The 18,301-nt window shown below is 43.2% G+C and carries 17 protein-coding genes; 10 read left to right on the top strand and 7 right to left on the bottom strand.

The genetic code is table 11. The annotated features are described in order from the left end of the window. Nucleotides 1-503: 503 nt before the first annotated feature. Nucleotides 504-935 carry a response regulator gene (locus P9J64_16920; protein MDG5470003.1) on the bottom strand — a complete coding sequence of 144 codons (432 nt, stop codon included), beginning with the start codon at nt 933-935 and terminating at the stop codon, nt 504-506. A 363-nt stretch (nt 936-1,298) separates the two neighbouring features. Between P9J64_16920 and P9J64_16915 the strand changes: the two genes are divergently transcribed. The 3 genes from P9J64_16915 (at nt 1,299) to P9J64_16905 (ending at nt 3,969) form a co-directional block, all read left to right on the top strand. Beyond that, complete coding sequence (locus P9J64_16915) at nt 1,299-1,673, top strand: VOC family protein (protein MDG5470002.1); 375 nt, start codon at nt 1,299-1,301, stop codon at nt 1,671-1,673. Between the two features lie 234 nt (nt 1,674-1,907). Continuing rightward, on the top strand, nt 1,908-2,414 hold the full coding sequence (locus P9J64_16910) for a hypothetical protein (protein ID MDG5470001.1): 507 nt from the start codon (nt 1,908-1,910) through the stop codon (nt 2,412-2,414). Nucleotides 2,415-2,781: 367 nt separating this feature from the next. Beyond that, nucleotides 2,782-3,969 carry a PAS domain-containing sensor histidine kinase gene (locus tag P9J64_16905; GenBank protein MDG5470000.1) on the top strand — a complete coding sequence of 396 codons (1,188 nt, stop codon included), beginning with the start codon at nt 2,782-2,784 and terminating at the stop codon, nt 3,967-3,969. Between the two features lie 192 nt (nt 3,970-4,161). Here P9J64_16905 and P9J64_16900 read toward each other — a convergent pair whose 3' ends face one another. Further along, on the bottom strand, nt 4,162-4,596 hold the full coding sequence (locus P9J64_16900) for a VOC family protein (protein ID MDG5469999.1): 435 nt from the start codon (nt 4,594-4,596) through the stop codon (nt 4,162-4,164). A gap of 47 nt (nt 4,597-4,643) precedes the next feature. Then, nucleotides 4,644-5,225, bottom strand: a complete 582-nt coding sequence (locus P9J64_16895) for a YceI family protein (protein ID MDG5469998.1) — start codon at nt 5,223-5,225, stop codon at nt 4,644-4,646. A 140-nt stretch (nt 5,226-5,365) separates the two neighbouring features. On the opposite strand from P9J64_16895, the gene P9J64_16890 reads away from it, so the two are divergent. Then, the gene (locus tag P9J64_16890; protein ID MDG5469997.1) at nt 5,366-6,259 is read left to right on the top strand and encodes a LysR family transcriptional regulator; all 894 of its coding nucleotides are present in this window, start codon (nt 5,366-5,368) and stop codon (nt 6,257-6,259) included. A 211-nt stretch (nt 6,260-6,470) separates the two neighbouring features. On the opposite strand, the gene P9J64_16885 is transcribed toward P9J64_16890, so the two are convergent. Beyond that, nucleotides 6,471-6,719 carry a cytochrome c3 family protein gene (locus P9J64_16885; GenBank protein ID MDG5469996.1) on the bottom strand — a complete coding sequence of 83 codons (249 nt, stop codon included), beginning with the start codon at nt 6,717-6,719 and terminating at the stop codon, nt 6,471-6,473. Nucleotides 6,720-7,674: 955 nt separating this feature from the next. Between P9J64_16885 and zupT the strand changes: the two genes are divergently transcribed. Continuing rightward, nucleotides 7,675-8,577 (top strand): zinc transporter ZupT, encoded by a 903-nt coding sequence (zupT, locus tag P9J64_16880; protein ID MDG5469995.1) that lies wholly within the window; start codon nt 7,675-7,677, stop codon nt 8,575-8,577. A gap of 341 nt (nt 8,578-8,918) precedes the next feature. Here the strand turns inward: zupT and P9J64_16875 are convergent, their stop codons facing one another. Next, nucleotides 8,919-9,170, bottom strand: coding sequence for a hypothetical protein (locus P9J64_16875; GenBank protein ID MDG5469994.1), 252 nt, complete (start codon nt 9,168-9,170; stop codon nt 8,919-8,921). A gap of 562 nt (nt 9,171-9,732) precedes the next feature. Between P9J64_16875 and P9J64_16870 the strand changes: the two genes are divergently transcribed. From P9J64_16870 to P9J64_16860, 3 genes are all read left to right on the top strand, one after another. Further along, nucleotides 9,733-10,803 (top strand): ATP-binding protein, encoded by a 1,071-nt coding sequence (locus tag P9J64_16870; protein ID MDG5469993.1) that lies wholly within the window; start codon nt 9,733-9,735, stop codon nt 10,801-10,803. A gap of 908 nt (nt 10,804-11,711) precedes the next feature. After that, a complete protein-coding gene (locus P9J64_16865; protein ID MDG5469992.1) occupies nt 11,712-12,272 on the top strand; it encodes a hypothetical protein in 561 nt (186 codons plus the stop codon). Between the two features lie 338 nt (nt 12,273-12,610). Then, nucleotides 12,611-13,024: a hypothetical protein gene (locus P9J64_16860; GenBank protein MDG5469991.1), complete on the top strand. Its 414-nt coding sequence runs from the start codon at nt 12,611-12,613 to the stop codon at nt 13,022-13,024. Nucleotides 13,025-13,475: 451 nt separating this feature from the next. On the opposite strand, the gene P9J64_16855 is transcribed toward P9J64_16860, so the two are convergent. Beyond that, nucleotides 13,476-14,933 (bottom strand): hypothetical protein, encoded by a 1,458-nt coding sequence (locus P9J64_16855; GenBank protein MDG5469990.1) that lies wholly within the window; start codon nt 14,931-14,933, stop codon nt 13,476-13,478. A gap of 472 nt (nt 14,934-15,405) precedes the next feature. On the opposite strand from P9J64_16855, the gene P9J64_16850 reads away from it, so the two are divergent. Together P9J64_16850 and P9J64_16845 are read left to right on the top strand one after the other, a co-directional pair. Further along, nucleotides 15,406-16,530, top strand: coding sequence for a hypothetical protein (locus tag P9J64_16850; protein ID MDG5469989.1), 1,125 nt, complete (start codon nt 15,406-15,408; stop codon nt 16,528-16,530). Between the two features lie 698 nt (nt 16,531-17,228). After that, nucleotides 17,229-17,600, top strand: coding sequence for a response regulator (locus P9J64_16845; GenBank protein MDG5469988.1), 372 nt, complete (start codon nt 17,229-17,231; stop codon nt 17,598-17,600). A 550-nt stretch (nt 17,601-18,150) separates the two neighbouring features. Here the strand turns inward: P9J64_16845 and P9J64_16840 are convergent. Then, nucleotides 18,151-18,301 (bottom strand): IS1595 family transposase (locus tag P9J64_16840; protein MDG5469987.1); only part of this gene is annotated, 151 nt, incomplete at its 5' end.

The following is an 18,301-nucleotide window of genomic DNA, read 5'->3' as shown; positions in this document are numbered from 1 at the left end:
CGCGCCGAAACAATGCAGTAGGATAAATAAGACACATTGCCGTCAGTTGTGTGTTGCTTCGACCTTCTAATACGTTTCCGAAAAATTCCTAAAGTTATTATATCTATGGCCTTGACAGAACCTCTCTTCGCGGTAACTTTGGATAAATTTGTCGGTTAAACGGGAGGCTCATTCTATGCTTATTCCTGTGGTACTTAAAGACGGTCACGAAGAGCTGGTTAGCTGTAACGAGTTGCATTTTCTCATATCTAATAAGCAGGTCATGTTTTTTAAACGTTCTGACGGATGGGTTGTTCTTGGTCGAGATAAAATACGTGAACTGAAAGTTCCATACAATGGGGTGGAGCGACGACAACACAATGCGTTTTCGCTGGACCACTGATTGTACAAACCCTTTCGATGATTATGTTGTTTTCAAGATGAATCTCAGAGGCCACTTCGATTACAAAGTCGGGCCAGGACCGAGGTCTTGGTGCAGTGAATATACCTAGCTACAAAACAGACTAATTCACAACATATGACAAGTCCATTAATGTTCGATCAGGCAGAATAGTCTTTTGTATCTTCTCAATTAACTCATCAATCTCTTCCACGGTTATCGGCTTGAAGAGAATGTGACACCCTAGCTCATTTGCCTTTTCCATTTCGCTTTTTGAGAATAAACCAGACATTACAATCTTGTTCTTGCTTAGTCCTTTACATCCCCTATTTCTCATATGCTCAATGAATTCCAGTCCCGTCATATCTGGCATCTTATTATCAGTTAAGAGAATGTCACCACACGGATAATTATGGTCACATACATTACCTTGAAAAGCCTGGCAGGCAGTTGGTTCGTTTGCACAAATTACTTCGTGGCCTTGAAACTCTAGGTGACGTTTCAGCACTATAAGAATGTTTTCTTTATCATCGAAAACAAAAACTCGTAACTTCACAACTGACTCACAATTAAATGCTGAAAACAAACCAGCTACAAATGTAGTGTTTAATCTTATATCGATTTCACTTAATCTCAGGTATCGAGGCTGCTGGTGTGTCAGTAGCACCACGACTTATGAGGGAAAAAGCGGCTTCTTGTTGATAGAGACATTTAAGACGACAAAATTATGGCCACCAGGGTTTCGATCCTTGGTGGCTGTTTTTATTTTGTCAAAGTGTAACTGCCTTCACGTTCTTAGTGCGTCATTCTTAAATTTGACCAGTGCCCTGAGTGAACATGACACAAGTCCAATAAGTGATAAGATAATTAGCAGACACATAAACATCTAAAATAAAAAACAAAATAAAGGGATTCCAACATGACAGAGTTCAGCCAAAAAAGGATGGCGTTTCTAGGTGTCAAGGCAGTTGCTCTGCCAGTAATTGACGTAGCAAGAGCAGACAACTTTTACGGAAAGGTGCTCGGCCTGTCTGCCGCCAACCACCCTGGAGAACCCTACGGATACCTGCTCGGAGAGACGATCTTATTGCTCAAGCAGGATTGGTATGCTGAGCCGAGTTCGGAGCCTAGTCCACGGATTACCTTACAAGTGGATGATGCTCGCAGTCTTGTAAAGACGCTCAAAGAGCGAGGTGTAACAATTCCCGATGATGTGGAACCAACCAAAACTGGATTTGTCGGAAGTTTCCTGGACAGTGAAGGTAACAAGCTTTGGTTTTGTTCCTATAACTAAATGACTTGTGAGAGGAAAAACGGCTTCTTATTGATAGAGGTATTCAGGAATCTAAAACTATGGCCACCTGGCAACGGGTGGTCACTTGTTTTTATGCATTATTGTCATACAATTATTTTAGATATTACTAACTAGCCCTAGTTTAAGGAATGAAGTGACGAATATATTTACGAGATAATTTAATTCAAGTGAACCTTATAAGTGCCCCGCAAAAACATTTTGGTAGAAGTATTTATGAAAATAAGTGTCACTATTATTCTGTTGTTAATCTTCCCCAGCATCTCAATTTGCGGACAGCTTGAGACTAAGTTCGGTCCAATCCTATTTGAAACAAATGAGCAAGTCGTTGATTATGGACGGAGCCTTGTGCCCAAGGGGAACCCTGAACTCCATCTCCGTTCCTTAACATTTGAGGCGATTATTTATCGCCACGAGAAAGTTTTCGCAGAGGTCTGCGCAAAACTTGACATCCATCTCAATGGTATTAAAACGAAGATTCGTATCGTCGATTCTCTTAAACAATTACATATAGAGTATAAACGTTACGTTCCTAACAGTTTGAAGACAGTGACCTCTTTTTACAGCCATCTGGACAAAACTATTTGGTACACACCTGAGCGATTGAGCTATGGCATCATATTGCACGAAACAGCACACGCCGTTATGGATCATTATTTTATTAGACCAATCCCATCCGGCGTCGATGAATTAGTTTCTGAAATGCTTGAGCAGTCCAATTGAGATTTCATATTAATGACGACTTGTGAGACGAAAACCGGCTTATTATTGATAGAGATATTCAGTAAACTGTTCAATGCACAAAACTATGGCCACCAGGGTTCGATTCTTGGTGGCCTTTTATTGTTTATCAGGGGCAGTAAGAATTTCTCATTTCTGCCAATCTGAGCTAGCCAAGACAATGTAGTAGGATAAATAGTAATCTCAGGCTTTCTTCTGTCCATCCCCCTATTAGGGGAAACAGACTTCCGACTCACTCAACCCCAAAAAAAGCGTTTCATAAAACCAAACTTCTGTTACAATCCTGACCAAAATTGTCTTAATTGGTCGGGAGTGTGATGTCTTGCGCCTCTCCTGGAAGAGATAACATATGAAAATAAACAAAGCTGGTAAGTCTACACCAGACAACATCGAGGGTCTGGAATTTAGCAACGAAATATCCTGCACTAAAAGTGCTCTAAATGCTCAGAGACAAGTTGCCTTTGCGGCAGATCTCTTCCTGGGTGATGCAACCATAAGGTTATTGTTGGAGTCTCTTGCCGAGGGGGTTGTGATCATTGATGACACAGCAACAATTGTTCTGGTTAACAAGCAAGTTGAAAGCTTATTCGGATATGCAAAAGGTGAAATAGTTGGGCGCCCCCTAAACATCCTTCTCCCCGAAAGGTTTCACTCAGGCCACCCAAAACATGTGACAGAGTATTTTGAAAAGCCCAAGATCAGACCCATGGGGCTAGAAATGGAGCTTGCTGCACGCCATAAGAACGGTCATGACTTTCCTGTTGAAATCAGCCTCAGCCACCTTGAAACGACCAGCGGCAACCTGGCTATGGCCTTCATAACAGACATTTCCCTGCGTAAAGAAGCCATTAATAAGCTTGAGTCCAGAAATCAGGAACTCGATGCTTTTGCCCATACTGTAGCCCACGATCTTAGAGGTTCTCTTTCCGTGTTGATCGGTTACGGAGAACTACTGACTGATCATGAGGTTAACCTCAACGAAGGACAGATCCAGGAGTCTCTCAACATGATCTGTCGTATAGGTCGAAAGATGTCTGACGTTGTTGATGAATTGCTCCTTCTCTCCAGTGTTAGAAAAGAGGATGTCATTGTCACCCCCATAGATATGATGTCGATCATCAACGAAGTAACTTTTCGACTGAGTCAAAAAATTGAGGAATACGGAGCAGAAATCACTTTGTCGAAGGACTTCCCCAGGGCAATTGGCTATGCACCTTGGTTGGAAGAGGTCTGGTATAACTACATCAGCAATGCTGTCAAGTATGGTGGAACTCCCCCGAAAATAGTATTAGGGGGGGAATTAACCGAAGATGGTTATGCTAGGTATTGGGTCAAGGACAACGGGCCGGGTTTGTCTCCAGACGATCAAAAACAACTTTTCGTTGCCTATTCATCACGTACAAACTATTCAAAAGGCAATGGTCTAGGCCTCTCGATTGTGAAGCGCATAGTGGAAAAACTCCACGGTCATGTTGGCTTAGAGAGCGAGGTTAACAAAGGCAGCGTTTTTAGCTTTACCCTTCCTGTTGTAAAATAACTACCATTGGCAGCTTATCTTGAGAAAGGACTGGAAATTCTTATAAATAAGGGTTCGTAAGATTTGTGTGTTTTGGCCAATTTCACGCACTCAAAAAAATTCGAGAGGATAAACAGTAAACTGGATTACTCGATTGAAACCAGCGGCCCCCTTCTCCTGACAACCCAAAACATTCAGGAGGAGGGGGTTCATCTAGTTAAGTTGTGAATCAGTGAGAGGGCGGTCTATCCCTTCCCAAACTTCAATGCCGTGCTCTGTGTCTCTGGTGTCCCAGTAAACTTCAATACCGTTTCCGTCTGGGTCGCTGAAGTAGAGGGCCCAACTGATGCGATGGTCTACTGGATAAACGGCCACACCATCTTTTTTGAGCTTTTGGTATGTATCGGCCAGAGTTTGTTTGTTCGGTACTTCAAAAGCGACATGATACAAACCGACATCATCTTTTTTTGGTAACAGGGCCTTTTCCCCAACCTCCTGTAGGGCCAGTTCATGATGCATCTGACCCGCAGACATAAAAACAAACGTATCTGCAAACTTCTCGGTAATCTCCATATTGAGATAATTATGGTAAAAAGAGATCGATCTTTTCAAGTTGCGAATCTTAAGATGAACATGACCGATTTTCATATGACACCTCAAATCCTTTCTTTCTAACTTGTCTCTTTAGTAAATGACTATTTGCGCACGCCCTGAATTTCTAGATTGATAGCTACTTCATCGCCAACAACAAAACCACCTGTTTCCAGGGCTTTGTTCCAACTAAGCCCGTAATCATGACGATTGATCACGGTACTTGCTGAAAAACCCGCGCGAACATTGCCCCAAGGATCTGTATTTTCGCCACGGAAACTGCCTTTCAGAACCACTTCTTTAGTTGTCCCGCGAATAGTCAGATCACCATAGACCGTTATATCTTTGCCTTGGCCTTCGATCCTCTTGCTGGCAAAGGTCATCGCCGGGTAATTTTCTGCATCGAAAAAATCTGCGCTGCGCAGATGGTCATCACGCTTGGCCTCTCGGGTGTTAATTGAGGCAACTTTAATCTCTGTTGTTGCTGATTTAAGCGAATTGGACGCTGAGTCGACCTCAATCTCTCCCTGGTACTCGTTGAAGGAACCGCTGACCTTGAATACCATAAGATGGTCAACGGTAAACTGTACTTGAGAATGAACCGGGTCGACCTGATAGATAGCGGCAGAGACAAACTGTGCTGTAAAGATCAGGATAGTAGTGAGGGTGGCAACTTTGTTTTTCATGATGAGTCTCCTTAAGTTATGTGTCTGAGTCGACTAATGTCTGATTTCTTGATTGCAAACTATCATAGTTATATATAGAGTAATAATATTAATTATTGATATTAATCATAGTCTTTATCTATGGAAAAAATGGAGCGCATATGACCCTCGAACAACTGAGGATGCTGGTCAAGATTGCCGATTCCGGCGGCATTCTTGCTGCGGCTGAAGCCTTGCATAAAACCCAACCGACAGTCAGTGTTGGCATCAAGAAATTGGAAGAAGAGCTGGGTTTGCAGATCCTGTCTCGTGACGGGTACCGTGCCAGCCTGACCCCTGCTGGCGAAGCTCTATGTCAACAGGCTCGTGTCATTCTCAAGCAGAGCGAGAAATTGTCTGACATAGCAGAGCATCTTGCCCAAGGCAATGAGCCTGAGGTGCGCATCGCTATCGAGGCGAGTTGTCCACTTTCTCTGGTATTAGAAATACTTGCCGTTTGTGAGAAAAAATATCCCGGAACTCAATTCAACCTTATGGGCGACACTTTGTGGGGGGCTTTGGAGCGATTGCAGTTAGGTGAAGCGGACTTGGCTATCAGCCCCTGGTTCGATGAAAACCTGGACTTTGAATCTTTACCGTTGACCTCTGTCACGCTTGTTTCCGTGGCTTCTCCGCAATTTATAGACAACTTGGGTAAAAGTAAGTTGATGCTTGATGACTTGAGAGATTCTGTTCAAGTTGTCGTCAGAGATAGTAGTCGCAATCCGCCCCAACATAGTTTTGGATATTTAACAGAGCGCCGTCATTGGTTTGTCACTGATCACTTTACCAAGAAAGAGATTCTACTTGCCGGAATGGGCTGGGGGCGATTGCAAGAACATTTCATCACTGATGAGTTAGCCTCTGGCAGGTTAGTTCCCTTAGCAATCGAAAATTATCAATCCACGATGGAGGTCAAAATCTGTGTTGCACGCATGAGAGGTAAGCCGGTTGGCCCGGTTGCAAAAACTCTTTGGAAGGCTTTTTTTGAACATTCTGAACAAATGAATAAGTAGCAAAGCTAAGCTATATATTTAAATATCACGACTTCTGAGAAGAAAAACGGTTTCTTATTGATAGAGGGTTTCAGGAAGCTCTTTAATCCAAAAACTGTGGCCACCTTAGTTCAACACTTGTTGGTTATTTAATTTTCTCTGTATTTGATTCCCATAATAAAAAAAGGGCACCGGAATATCGGCGCCCTTTGAACTTACATCAACTTAATATTTATTTTACGTGACATTCGTTACACTTGGTCGGACCGTTCATCTCTTTGTGACAAGACTTGCAAGACTTGTGACCGTAGACCTTGTTGACTTCGATTTTTACAGGCTCACCCTCATGGCACTTGGCGCAATCGTCCAGTTTCTCTTGGTGAGCCTTGTGGTTAAAGGTAACTGTACCCTTCTTGTTCTCATAGGTCACAACGTCAGCATGTTCACCTGACTTATGAGCCTGCTCTTTGACGTGCTCCATTGTCTCAGCATGCGCCTCTGACTTATGAGCCTGCTCTTTGACGTGCTCCATTGTCTCAGCATGCGCCTCTGACTTATGAGCCTGCTCTTTGACGTGCTCCATTGTCTCAGCATGTTCACCTGACTTATGAGCCTGCTCTTTGACGTGCTCCATCGTCTCAGCATGCGCACCTGACTTGTGAGCCTGCTCTTTGACGTGCTCCATTGTCTCAGCATGCGCCTCTGACTTATGAGCCTGCTCTTTGACGTGCTCCATTGTCTCAGCATGTTCACCTGACTTATGTGCCTGCTCTTTGACGTGCTCCATCGTCTCAGCATGCGCACCTGACTTGTGAGCCTGCTCTTTGGCATGCTCCATTGTATCAGCATGCGCATCTGACTTATGAGCCTGCTCTTTGGCGTGCTCCATTTTTTGAGGGAGTTTCTTGACGCTAGGATGGAGTATTCGTTTAGTAGGGGCAGACTCCTCTTGGCAACCACTGGTCAGTAACACCATCAGGAACAAAGCAATCAGTGTCGAAAAAAATCGCATTAGCATTCTCCTCTAGCAGTTTTAGCAATGGTGTCGGCGGTAGAAGGAAACATGCTGGATACATTTTCCCAAGCCTCAATAAATGATTACAATCATTATGAGTATACTTCCAGAAACCCTTTCTTCAATAGTCTAGGAGGTTAGGAAGCTCTTTAATGCACAAAATGATGGCCACCAGGGTTCGATCCTCGGTGGTCATTTATTGTTTATCAGGGTTTCTAAGGATTGGCAGTTTCTCACTGAATCCAGACAGCTAAAGCCAATAACACAACTTATGGGACTCATGTACGAGTCAAGAAAATAGGTAACCTATGTTTATGAACCATACCATCACTGATAACACTGTTGACAATTTCCATGATTTAACATCAAAAAAATCATGTACAATTGACAGCCACAAACTACTCATCAGGAGCTTTTCAATATGGAGAATGTCTGGATCGCGTTTGGACTCACCATCTTTGCAGGTTTAGCAACCGGCATAGGTAGCGCTATCGCTTTTCTTGCTAAACGATCAAACTACCGATTCCTCTCCATCTCCACCGGATTTTCTGCGGGGGTAATGCTCTACGTCTCCTTTGTTGAAATCTTCGTCAAAGGGACCGACGCACTTGTGGAGGCCTACGGTAACAACTGGGGACACTGGATAAATGCCGGATCGTTCTTTTCTGGCATATTACTGATCGCCTTGATTGATAACCTTATCCCTTCTGCTGACAATCCTCATGAAACTCACACTGAAGAGGAGCAGGCCCCACTGAAAAACTCCGATGCACCTCTACCCGACTTTGAGTCCATCCACAATACCCCCAAAAAAGACCTGGAGTTCGGTGCCCACGACCACGGATCACAACGTAAATTGATGAGGATGGGGCTCTTCACCGCCCTCGCTATAGGTATACACAACTTCCCAGAGGGTTTAGCGACCTTCCTTGCTGCACTGCAAGACCCTACCCTAGGTGTAGCCATCGCCATCGCCGTTGCTCTGCACAATATCCCTGAAGGCGTCTGTGTATCCGTACCAATCTTTTACGCCACCGGTGATCGCAAAAAAGCTTTTTTCTACTCCTTCCTCTCCGGCGTTGCCGAACCTATCGGGGCTGGACTTGCCTACATAGGACTACTCTTCTTCTTTGGCGGCGATTCCGGTGTTATCCCACCACAGGTAATGGGGATACTTTTTGGCGGTGTCGCAGGCATTATGGTCTATATCAGTCTTGATGAACTTCTACCAACCAGCCGCGCTTATGGCAAAGGGCACGATAGTCTCTTCGGTTTGATCGCAGGGATGCTAGTTATGGCGCTGAGCCTGTTGCTTATGCGTTAAGCAGGATCCTTTAAAGGGTTTGTAGTGCCTTGACAAAAGCTGTGACCGAACGTGAAGGTGGACTGTAGAAAAAACCGTTCCTATAAGTCACGACTTACGAGAAGAAAAACGGCTTCTTATTGATAGAGGTATTCAGTAAGCTGTTTAATACACAAAACTATGGCCACCAGGGGACAATCCTTGGTGGCCGTTTTTATTTATCAGGGGTAGTAAGAATTTCCTAAATTTGTCGATTTCACAAGCGCCAAGCAATTCAGTAGGATTTATAATAACTTTGCGTCCGTCATCTTTAATCACCCGCTGCACCCAATAATCAAGCTTATTAATCAGGGTTATGACACTTACTTGGTGTCTTGATGATCAACCATCTCGCATGCGAGGAGGCTCACATGGTCGATGACTTTATAGGGAGGATATGTGGCTAAGGGATAAATGAATAGCCATAGTGCTTGCCATGTATAGATAAGGATCGACGGACGCCCTTCTCCCGAGAAATAATCTCCAATAAATACACAGACAGCAAACCAGCCGAGCATCCAAGAGACACCACTAACCAATCGCACAGCTTCCATGTACCATGCAACTATCAGCACTGATCGTTTGGGTATCAGCTGATGTTGGCGGAGAAAGCTTTTAGCCAGCCACCTTGACAAAAAGATAAAAATGATCAGGAGCGTGATTACAATTGCTTCGTTGTGAATGAAAGTCGCTGACATGTTGTGTGCCCGCTCGGACCCCTATAAAAGTATACAGACTATTATTCTCCTGCTTCTATAAACTTAATCATATCGGTGGAGTTTTAATATGCCAGTAAAAGTTCACCCAATTATTTTGTGTGGCCTTTCTCTTTACCTGTGCTTCAATTGCCTAAAAACGAAAACAGAGATTCGCAGATAATGTTGTTGTGAGCGGTACGGCAATAATATGTTTCAGTTTCACCATCCATAAGACAGGAAATTGGCCTGCCCTCCCTAGTTGGGCCATTCTTACGTTGCAGGGGCAATAAGATTTTCGCATTTCGGCCAACTTCACACCTTCCAATACATCAAAGAGGATTTACAATAAACTCCCCACTTTGACCTCAAGGCACTACTGCTGTAGATTGTTGATGTGTGATTTGCGTAGGTTTCTAAGATTGAACGGGAAGGCCAAGACATGGGCAGAGAGACAATCCATATCCTTTTGGTCGAAGACTCTGAGACTCATGCGGCCCTCATTCGAGAGGCCTTGGAGGCGGGGCACATCCCAGTTAAATTGACTGTCGTACAAAGCCTTGCTGAAGCTCAAGTTTATCTGGACAAGGCTACTCCCCATCTAGCTATTATTGATTTGATGCTACCTGACGGTAGTGGCACGGATCTTTTACAGGGCCAAGAGGGAATGACATCCTACCCCGCTGTGGTAATGAGCGGCCAAGGAGACGAAGCAGCCGCAGTTGCAGCAATGAAGGCCGGAGCGCTGGATTACTTGGTCAAATCATCAGCAACCCTAGCTGAAATGCCACGCATAGTAGAAAGAGTCCTACGAGAATGGAGACATATCACGGAACGCAAGTTGGTGGAGAAGGAACTGGAAGCATTTGTCTATACCGTCTCTCACGACCTACGAACCCCCCTTTCCGCAATCATCGGCTATGCCGATTTACTTTACGATCAGTGCCAGAACAGCCTGGATGAACAAGCTCTTAATTGCCTTGCTAAAATCAGTTCCTCGGGTGAAATGATGGCTATGCTGATGGATGATTTGCTTGGCCTTTCCACTATTGGTAAGACCCAGGACCCTATTGAGGCTCAAGACACCAGTAAGGTCGTTAACGAGGTGGTCTACAGCCTGTCAGATCAAATCTTTAGGGCTGAAGTGGGAGTAGAAATTGGCGATCTTCCGGTCGTTCAGGTCTCGAAAAATCTTCTTTTTCAGGTGTTCGATAATCTCATTGGCAATGCCATAAGATATGGATGCAAACCTGGAGATGTTATCGAAGTGGGCGGCGAACGTAGAGGAGATAAGGTGTGCCTTTATGTTCGCGATCACGGCCTCGGAATCCCAATTGATGAACGAGACTGCATTTTTGAAGCCTTTTGTCGGGGCACAACCGGAGAAGACAAGCAAGGGACAGGAATCGGCTTGGCCACGGTGAAGAAGATCGCCAGGCGCTTTAGCGGAGATGCCTGGGTAGAAGAAACCCCGGGCGGTGGGGCAACCTTCTGTGTTGAGATGAAAGTTTGAAAACCCTTCTTTTGGTGGGTGTCTTACAAATCACGACTTCTGAGACGGAAACCAGCGTCTTATTGATAAAGGTATTTAGGGAGCTCATTCATTCATAAAACGATGGCCACCTGGTTAATGTTGGGTGGCCTTTTTCGTTGATTCCATAGATCAAAAAACTATCGGCTTTTTTCACAAAAGCTACATCTAAAAGGGTTGGCAAAAAATTAATGGAGTGGCTTAGTCCTCTTGAACAAATCTTTCCAGAAATTCTGCAAAGCACCACATGATTTTTGGGAAAAGTTTGAATTTGAGTTTGCAAGCATTGATGCAAGTAACTGCAGGCGAATTGCTTCTTTTATAGGCTGTGAAATTATCTTATCGTTAGACATTACATCCTCCAAGCTGCCTGCTAGTGCTTATGGCGTGTCCAGTAATCAAACCATAAAATTCTACAATTTCAATTAACCTTCTGATAATTGCGACTCCTTAGTCGAATGCGTGCACAACCAAGAACCAAGCTAACCCTGCTTTGAGGTAATATTGTTCAGCTGTAGATTATTGTACTCCTGAGCAAACAAAAGTCCCAGTAAGATGGTAAAGTATATACAAGGCATGCAATCAACTGTTTGCCTCCTGAATAGAATTGCCCCGTAGACCTCCCCCTCCATCTTTTGGCTGCGGGGCTTTTTTTGTTATTAGTCACGACTTCTTACGAAGAAAGAAGCTTATTTTTGATAGAGGCTTTTAGGAAGTTTTTTAATATAAATGAAAATGGCCACCTTGAAGCGGGTGGCCTTTTCTGATTTGTCAGGGCAAACTTGTCAACATTAAAAGAGCTGTTAATGTGTTTGACAAGAGTCCTGACAAAGCATCAACGTGTTGTTGCTACAGGCGAACACAAACCAACCTGATAATGGAGACCCCCAATGAAAAGTCTGAAAATCATCCTTGTCGTTCTTTTGAGTATATTTTTGATTTCATGCGCTAAAGAAGCAACGCCGGACGCACAGAGGAAAGAGCTGTTAAGTGAAAGCCAAGCGACCCTCTCAATGCTGTACAAGACACACCCAGAGTCAAAAGCCAAAATTGCCGGAGCCTATGGCTACGCAACCTTTCAGAATTTTGGCCTCAACCTCTTTCTGATCTCTACGGAAAGGGGTAGCGGCGTCGCCCACAACAATCAAACCGGTCAGAATATTTACATGAATATGTTCTCTGGCGGTGTAGGGGTTGGTCTCGGTGCAAAGGATTTCAGGGCGATCTTTATTTTTGACAACCAACAAGTGTTTAATTCGTTCGTAGAAGACGGCTGGGAAGCGAACGCCCAGGCAGATGCAGCGGCGAAATCCGGAGAAGACGGTGGCGCTTATGATGGCGCAATCACTGTTCAGCCGGGGATAACACTATACAAGTTAACCCAAAACGGCTTAGCACTTCAGGCCACGGTACAGGGAACTAAGTACTGGAAAGACGACGATCTCAATTAAGCCTTGTTGCTGCACCTGTTCTTGGGAACGCCACTCTGAGTTGGGGTCTCCATGCCCCCCGGCTTTCGACTACCACAGGGAACTCCCTGCTGTATGTCTTGTCGGTGATTATGTTATAGGTAAAGGGCATCGTGGATACGTCATATGTAAACTTTTGCAGAAGATGATGAGTAGAAGAGGTTGTCCCAAATGGGCTAGCCTCTTCATTTTTTGTCACGACTGGCGAAGTGCTTTTGCCGTTCTTAAGGTGCAGGATAGAAAACAAAAGCGACTTCTTTGACTTAAACCTTTACCAAAGTACAATTTACGGACTATTACCACTGTTGCAGCAGGTACTTATGAAGACCGAAATCAAAATCTACAAAATTAAAGATTTTGTAAGAAAGACAGTCTCTGGTGAGATTGACATGAATAAGTCGATGGCCTTTGTTAAGCAATTTGCCGACATCGCCTACGTTCACCCAGACCATAATATCTTACTCGATATGAGGGATACCGAAGTAACGAACGCAAACATCACCGATATGATGAAAATCTCCCTTGAATTTACCAACTCTCTCCCTGATTTTAAAAATAAAATTGCCAATGTGATTCCTGACAACGAAGAACGTCTGCGCACTGCAAGGCAGTTTCATTCATGTATGGTTCTCAAGGGTTTCTCTTACCAGATATTTACCGACTTTGAAAAAGCTATTGATTGGTTGTCTGACTCGACCTTGACCAATCGAACGCTACCACTCGATACTAATTAAATCTAAAAAGTATGGAACTGAAACATATTGTTGAGTGACTGTTTTTATTAATCACGACTTGTGAGAGGGAAACCGGCTTCTTATAGATAGAGACATTTAAGACGACAAAATGATGGCCACCTGGAGCAATTCCAAGTGGCCATTTATTATTTGTCAGCCAATCTAAGAATCTCACAGAACCATCCTACCCAGAGGGGCAAAATCCAGGAGGAGGATTTATAGTAGATTTGTCCAGTCCCAAAATCTATGCAAACATTCTGGGGTTTAGCCCTCTCATATCAACTTTGCACACACAAGGTTTTAACAATAGCCTTTTAGGACAGGTTACTTCCCTTTTTCAAGAGTAACCACTCAATCTGTTTAATTTGTATCTTTTTATAACCAGATAAGAAAAAAAGACGGCCTCGATAAATATTCAAGAGCCGTCTTTCTCTTTTAATCAACTAACTTGTTATCTTACTAAAATAATGTATGAAGCGCCCTCGCTATTAAGTTCTCCTGATTCAACACTGAAATATAATTCATTTACATTTTCGACGATACAATCCTCAGGATAGTCCAGGACATCTCCTGCCTTAATTAAAGAACAATCCAGTTCAGATGAATACGTTCCATCATTGTACACTCCTAAATCGGCATCATTACTTAAGCCAGAAATGCTTACTGTGTAATTTCCATAAGTAAGATCTGTCGAGGTATAAAAGCTTATTCCTCTCGAGCCGACTTGGCCTTCGGTGGGAATACTATCTTGTATTACAATTGGATTTAGTGTTTTCCCTTCATTGACTGGAAAAGTAAAGTCTGGAGTCTGGGCAATCGAAAGAATGTATTCCGAACTCTCCAACCCATTCACAGCAAAAATGACGCGATACGGCGCTGTTGCTAGTTGACAATCTTCAGGATTTGTATCAGGCAGAGACGTATGTCCCTGGGTGCAAATATTTGGCAGTATCGGGAGGAGATCTGCTTCGTCAGTCAAACCTGTCAGTGAAACAGTCTGGTCAGTGTTGGGGACAACTTCAAACCAGTAATAGATATCATTTCCAAGAGGAGCTCCACTTTCCACTATTACAGAATCTGTCACTCGATTAAGACCAGCAGATTGGCCGTTTACAACATAAACAGCTAATTGCTCAAGCGCTCTTTCAGTTGAACCGTCTACCGTGATTGATAAAGACCTTTCGATAAAGCCAACGTTTGACGCAAAATAAGAATCCTCTTCAACGGTTGCAGGAATTACGTCAGGCTCAAAGGACAAGATATAATCAAGATTTATTTTTCTTCTGATGTGAACAACATTATTGAATGTTCCAACGGGAACCGTTTTACTCGTAAAGTCTACGACAGTAACAATAGAGCGGATATCAAACGAATCATTTATACCATCACCATCCAAGTCCTCCCCAAGAGTCAATCCTGTTCTATCAAGCTGTACAAAACTTTCCCCGCTTACTACAGGGAATCGACCTTCCCAATATCTTGAAAGCTGAACACCTAAAGCGCCTTCATTGCTGCTTCCAAGGTTAGCGATTCCATTAAGATCTTTGAAAATATAACTTTCAGAAGACCCCTCTGCATACGAATTTGTTTCTTCTACGACTAAAGCATCAAACCCATCGACGATTTTAGTTTTGTTGATACTAATTGTGTTGTGGTAATCAAAAGATTCGCTCGCCGAAAACATTGTCCCTTCAAAAACCCAGACGTTACCAATTTCCAGGGGAAAATAGTCCCCAGCATCCCCAGGTCCATCTAAGCCAAGTTCAAAAGATAACTCTTCACTTTGTGAGGATGATTCACTGTCGCCACCACCTCCGCCGCCACCACAGGCGAAAAGAAGAAAAATAATTCCAACGGGCATGATGAGTTTTAAAAAGAGCTTATTTATTAAAATGTAAATTTTAAACATAAGAACCTCCCTTCAACCCTTATTTATGAACCCATTTAATAGAATTAAACCCCATAAAAACCTTTTTTCAAGCGTTTATAATCACCTTAAATTTTGAGTAACTATGGAGGTCACTAAATATAACTCGAATCGCCCTTATTTTTTTAGACACACCTTTCTTACAAGTTACCACTGGCGAGAAGAAAACTGGCTTATTATTGATAGAGGTATTCAGGAAGCTCTTTAATACACAAAACTATGACCACCAGGGTTCGATCCTTGGTGGCCTTTTTATATGTCTGGATATTTAGGTATGGTGAAATTGAGGTTCCGGTTGCTGAAAGTGGAAGAGTAGCGATATTTATTTATTCTGTTACAAATACAAGAAAGAGGATCATATACTTTTTTAAACAAAAACGGCCATCAATCAGATTGGTGAAGGGCATAACAGGTTCACACTAACCTGATCACCGCATTCAGTTCTGGTGCCATCATGAAATTTTGTAAGATGTGCTTTACAGCAGGACTGATATTATTTTTTCTAACTATCAGCACGCTGAGTTATTCCGGCACACAACCCGGCGACGCGTTACGAATGATCCCGAAACCCACTGATGGACCGGTCGAAGTTCGCATAGGTTTTCACTTGATCGACATCACGGATATCAACGAGCCAAACGAAGAAATCGAATTCGAAGGGGCGATCGTACTCAAATGGTCAGATCCAAGACAAGCTTATGATCCGTTTGAGCTTGCCCTTGCCGATATAAACCAGGCAGAAATTCTTGCACGGATACCTTTACGAGTTTACCAAGGCGATTTTGCCGTAAAGGAAATCTACCAGGGCTGGCGACCACACATCAAAATCTCCAATGGTATTGGCGACCGCAATACTAACCACATGGCAATCGGCGTTTATCCTGACGGCACAATGGTCTACGCAGAGTACTTCCAGGCGCGAGCCGAGACGCCGATGGATCTCCGGACATTCCCTTTCGACAACCAGAGGCTAGAAGTGTATTTGCATCCATACAATTATCAGAACAATGAGGTCGTACTGGTCTACGAACCCGAGATGACGGGCACCTGGGTACAGGATAAAGGTATTGCCGAATGGACGAAACAAGGGATCAACATCAGAGAAAAAACTGCAGAATATGTCCGTGCGGGAGGGAGCAAACAATATTATTCTGAGTTGGTAGTCGATATCAATATTGGTCGACGACCGGGGCACATCATTTTCAGTATTATTCTGCCGTTGCTGATCTTGGTGTCACTCTCGTGGTGCGTTTTCTGGATGGATGAAGAATCAATTGCCAGTCGTGTCAATATCTCTCTGGTCGGTATCCTCAGTGTCGTCGCCTACTATTTTGTCGTGCTTGATAATGTTCCGGCCATCCCATATCTCACGATGATGGATGCATTTATGATTTCAACTTTCCTAATGCTTGCAGCCACCGTTGTCATTAGTTTCGCTGTCGAAAAGCAGAATCGGTCGGGTCGAAAGGGTATTGGCGATCAGATCGACTTTGTATGTCGATGGGCATTTCCGTTAGGCTACACATTAATCACCGGCTTGATAGTGTTGGTATACATGAACGTGGATCGAATTCAGTAGCTTCCATCTAAGTGACAATTTGAGTGTTCAGGAATATAGTGTTGGTGTGTTCCGGGGCAGGGTTTCGACTGCGGTACATCTCGATGTTCCCATAAGTCACGACATATGAGAGGAAAACCGGCTTATTATTGATAAAGGTATTCAGTGAGCTCGTTTATACACAAAACTATGGCCACCAGGGTTGCTGCCTTGGTGGCCTTTTCTTGTAATGCTGAATGATGTTTTTGAAATAAAAAGAGACTTTCGCTATAAATAAAACAAAGTTATAAAGTTTTTAAGAGCGAACTTCTTCACGCTCTACCTCCCAAATTTAAACCTGATGTCCCACAGTTCACCTCCGAGCTGTGGGACATCAATTTGTATCCTAGTATTTGTGAGCACGAAAGCCTTCAGTCTTTGAATCGGGGGCTTTTTAAATATAACGACTTCTGAGAGGAAAACCGGCTTCTTGTTGATAGAGGTATTCAGGAAGCTCTTTAATATACAAAACTATGGCCACCAGGGGACGATCCTTGGTGGCCGTTTTTGTCTCTGGAGAACACAATTTCCTTCTGAGACAACGGAGGCAGTGGCAGGTATATATTGTGACGTAACTAACTAATAAACATATTAATGTTTTGAAATTAATGTAATTTGTATTGACGTATTTGCATCCAACCCCTAGCTTTAGTGGAACGTTGTTTTACTGGGAGAATTTTATGCATAAGCATATTTTGATTATTGATGATGATCGTCTTGTCCTTTCTATGGCTGAAGACTTTTTAAGTGAAGCTGGTTTTATGGTTTCAACGGCCGAATGTGGCATCTATTCAAACCATATAATTTATAGTAGGACCCCACCCGATCTCATTCTGATGGATGTTATGATGCCATTTATGTCGGGAGTCAAGAAAACACAGCTCCTTAAACAGCGTGAGAAAAGCCAACAAATCCCTATCGTGTTGATCTCGTCTCAAGGTGAGCTAGAGCTTAAAGGTCTGGCTGATGAAGCCAATGCAGATGGCTACCTGCCGAAGCCTTTTACGGAGAACTCTTTGGTCGATAAAGCCAAACAGTTTATTGCTGCTTAACCCTTTGATCTCAAGTGCCTTACGACTAAACAAAGGCCTAATAGTCACGTCTTATGAGTCCAAAATTCGAGTCATATTGAACGACATATTTAAGAACTCCATTCTACAAACATATTATCACCATCACATTTGACCTCGCCTCATGACTAGATATAATTGGCAGCGTCCTATTTTATTTAACGTCTAAGACGAAATTGCCGACACTAAATCTATACTTCGGTGATGGAGGCTCAAAATGCTAGAGAGGCGGATGATCACTTCAAGGTGTAGTGAATGTCAAAAAGTGAATAGTGTCCCGTTAAGCTATTTTGTTGGCTTTGACTCTAAGTTTGAAAGATCTCTTATTGCTAAGTGCCAGACATGCAACAAGGGTTTTATTGTCACGTTCGATGAATCAATGATTCTGTGATCATTTCTTAAAACTCACGACTTGTAAGAGAAAAACTGGCTTCTTGTTGATAGAGGTATTCAGTAAGCTGTTTAATACACAAACTATGGCCACCAGGGGACAATCCTTGGTGGCCATTTTTATTGGGGCTGTCCTAGATAACTAGCCCATATTCTCTTTAACTATTTGTTTTAACAATAACAATTGAGTTTTTGGGTCAGGGGTGTTGAAACGCCACTCACATTCCTTCAAAAAGAGCCCAAAATGCTCTCTGGGAATGCCGTTGAATCTGCGCAAATGACGCTTGGCCTGA

The sequence above is a fragment of the Deltaproteobacteria bacterium IMCC39524 genome (assembly GCA_029667085.1).
Classification (GTDB): Bacteria; Desulfobacterota; Desulfuromonadia; order Desulfuromonadales; family BM103; genus M0040.
Note: the sequence above shows the minus strand (reverse complement) of the source record. Positions and strands in the feature narration are given on the sequence as shown.

What these genes read in the sequence shown, in the direction of transcription:
- P9J64_16915 (MDG5470002.1), top strand. Translation starts at nt 1,299, where the DNA reads ATGACAGAGTTCAGCCAAAAAAGGATGGCGTTTCTAGGTGTCAAGGCA.
- P9J64_16910 (MDG5470001.1), top strand. Translation starts at nt 1,908, where the DNA reads ATGAAAATAAGTGTCACTATTATTCTGTTGTTAATCTTCCCCAGCATC.
- P9J64_16905 (MDG5470000.1), top strand. Translation starts at nt 2,782, where the DNA reads ATGAAAATAAACAAAGCTGGTAAGTCTACACCAGACAACATCGAGGGT.
- P9J64_16900 (MDG5469999.1), bottom strand. Translation starts at nt 4,596, where the DNA reads ATGAAAATCGGTCATGTTCATCTTAAGATTCGCAACTTGAAAAGATCG.
- P9J64_16895 (MDG5469998.1), bottom strand. Translation starts at nt 5,225, where the DNA reads ATGAAAAACAAAGTTGCCACCCTCACTACTATCCTGATCTTTACAGCA.
- P9J64_16890 (MDG5469997.1), top strand. Translation starts at nt 5,366, where the DNA reads ATGACCCTCGAACAACTGAGGATGCTGGTCAAGATTGCCGATTCCGGC.
- P9J64_16885 (MDG5469996.1), bottom strand. Translation starts at nt 6,719, where the DNA reads ATGGAGCACGTCAAAGAGCAGGCTCATAAGTCAGGTGAACATGCTGAC.
- zupT (MDG5469995.1), top strand. Translation starts at nt 7,675, where the DNA reads ATGGAGAATGTCTGGATCGCGTTTGGACTCACCATCTTTGCAGGTTTA.
- P9J64_16870 (MDG5469993.1), top strand. Translation starts at nt 9,733, where the DNA reads ATGGGCAGAGAGACAATCCATATCCTTTTGGTCGAAGACTCTGAGACT.
- P9J64_16865 (MDG5469992.1), top strand. Translation starts at nt 11,712, where the DNA reads ATGAAAAGTCTGAAAATCATCCTTGTCGTTCTTTTGAGTATATTTTTG.
- P9J64_16860 (MDG5469991.1), top strand. Translation starts at nt 12,611, where the DNA reads ATGAAGACCGAAATCAAAATCTACAAAATTAAAGATTTTGTAAGAAAG.
- P9J64_16855 (MDG5469990.1), bottom strand. Translation starts at nt 14,933, where the DNA reads ATGTTTAAAATTTACATTTTAATAAATAAGCTCTTTTTAAAACTCATC.
- P9J64_16850 (MDG5469989.1), top strand. Translation starts at nt 15,406, where the DNA reads ATGAAATTTTGTAAGATGTGCTTTACAGCAGGACTGATATTATTTTTT.
- P9J64_16845 (MDG5469988.1), top strand. Translation starts at nt 17,229, where the DNA reads ATGCATAAGCATATTTTGATTATTGATGATGATCGTCTTGTCCTTTCT.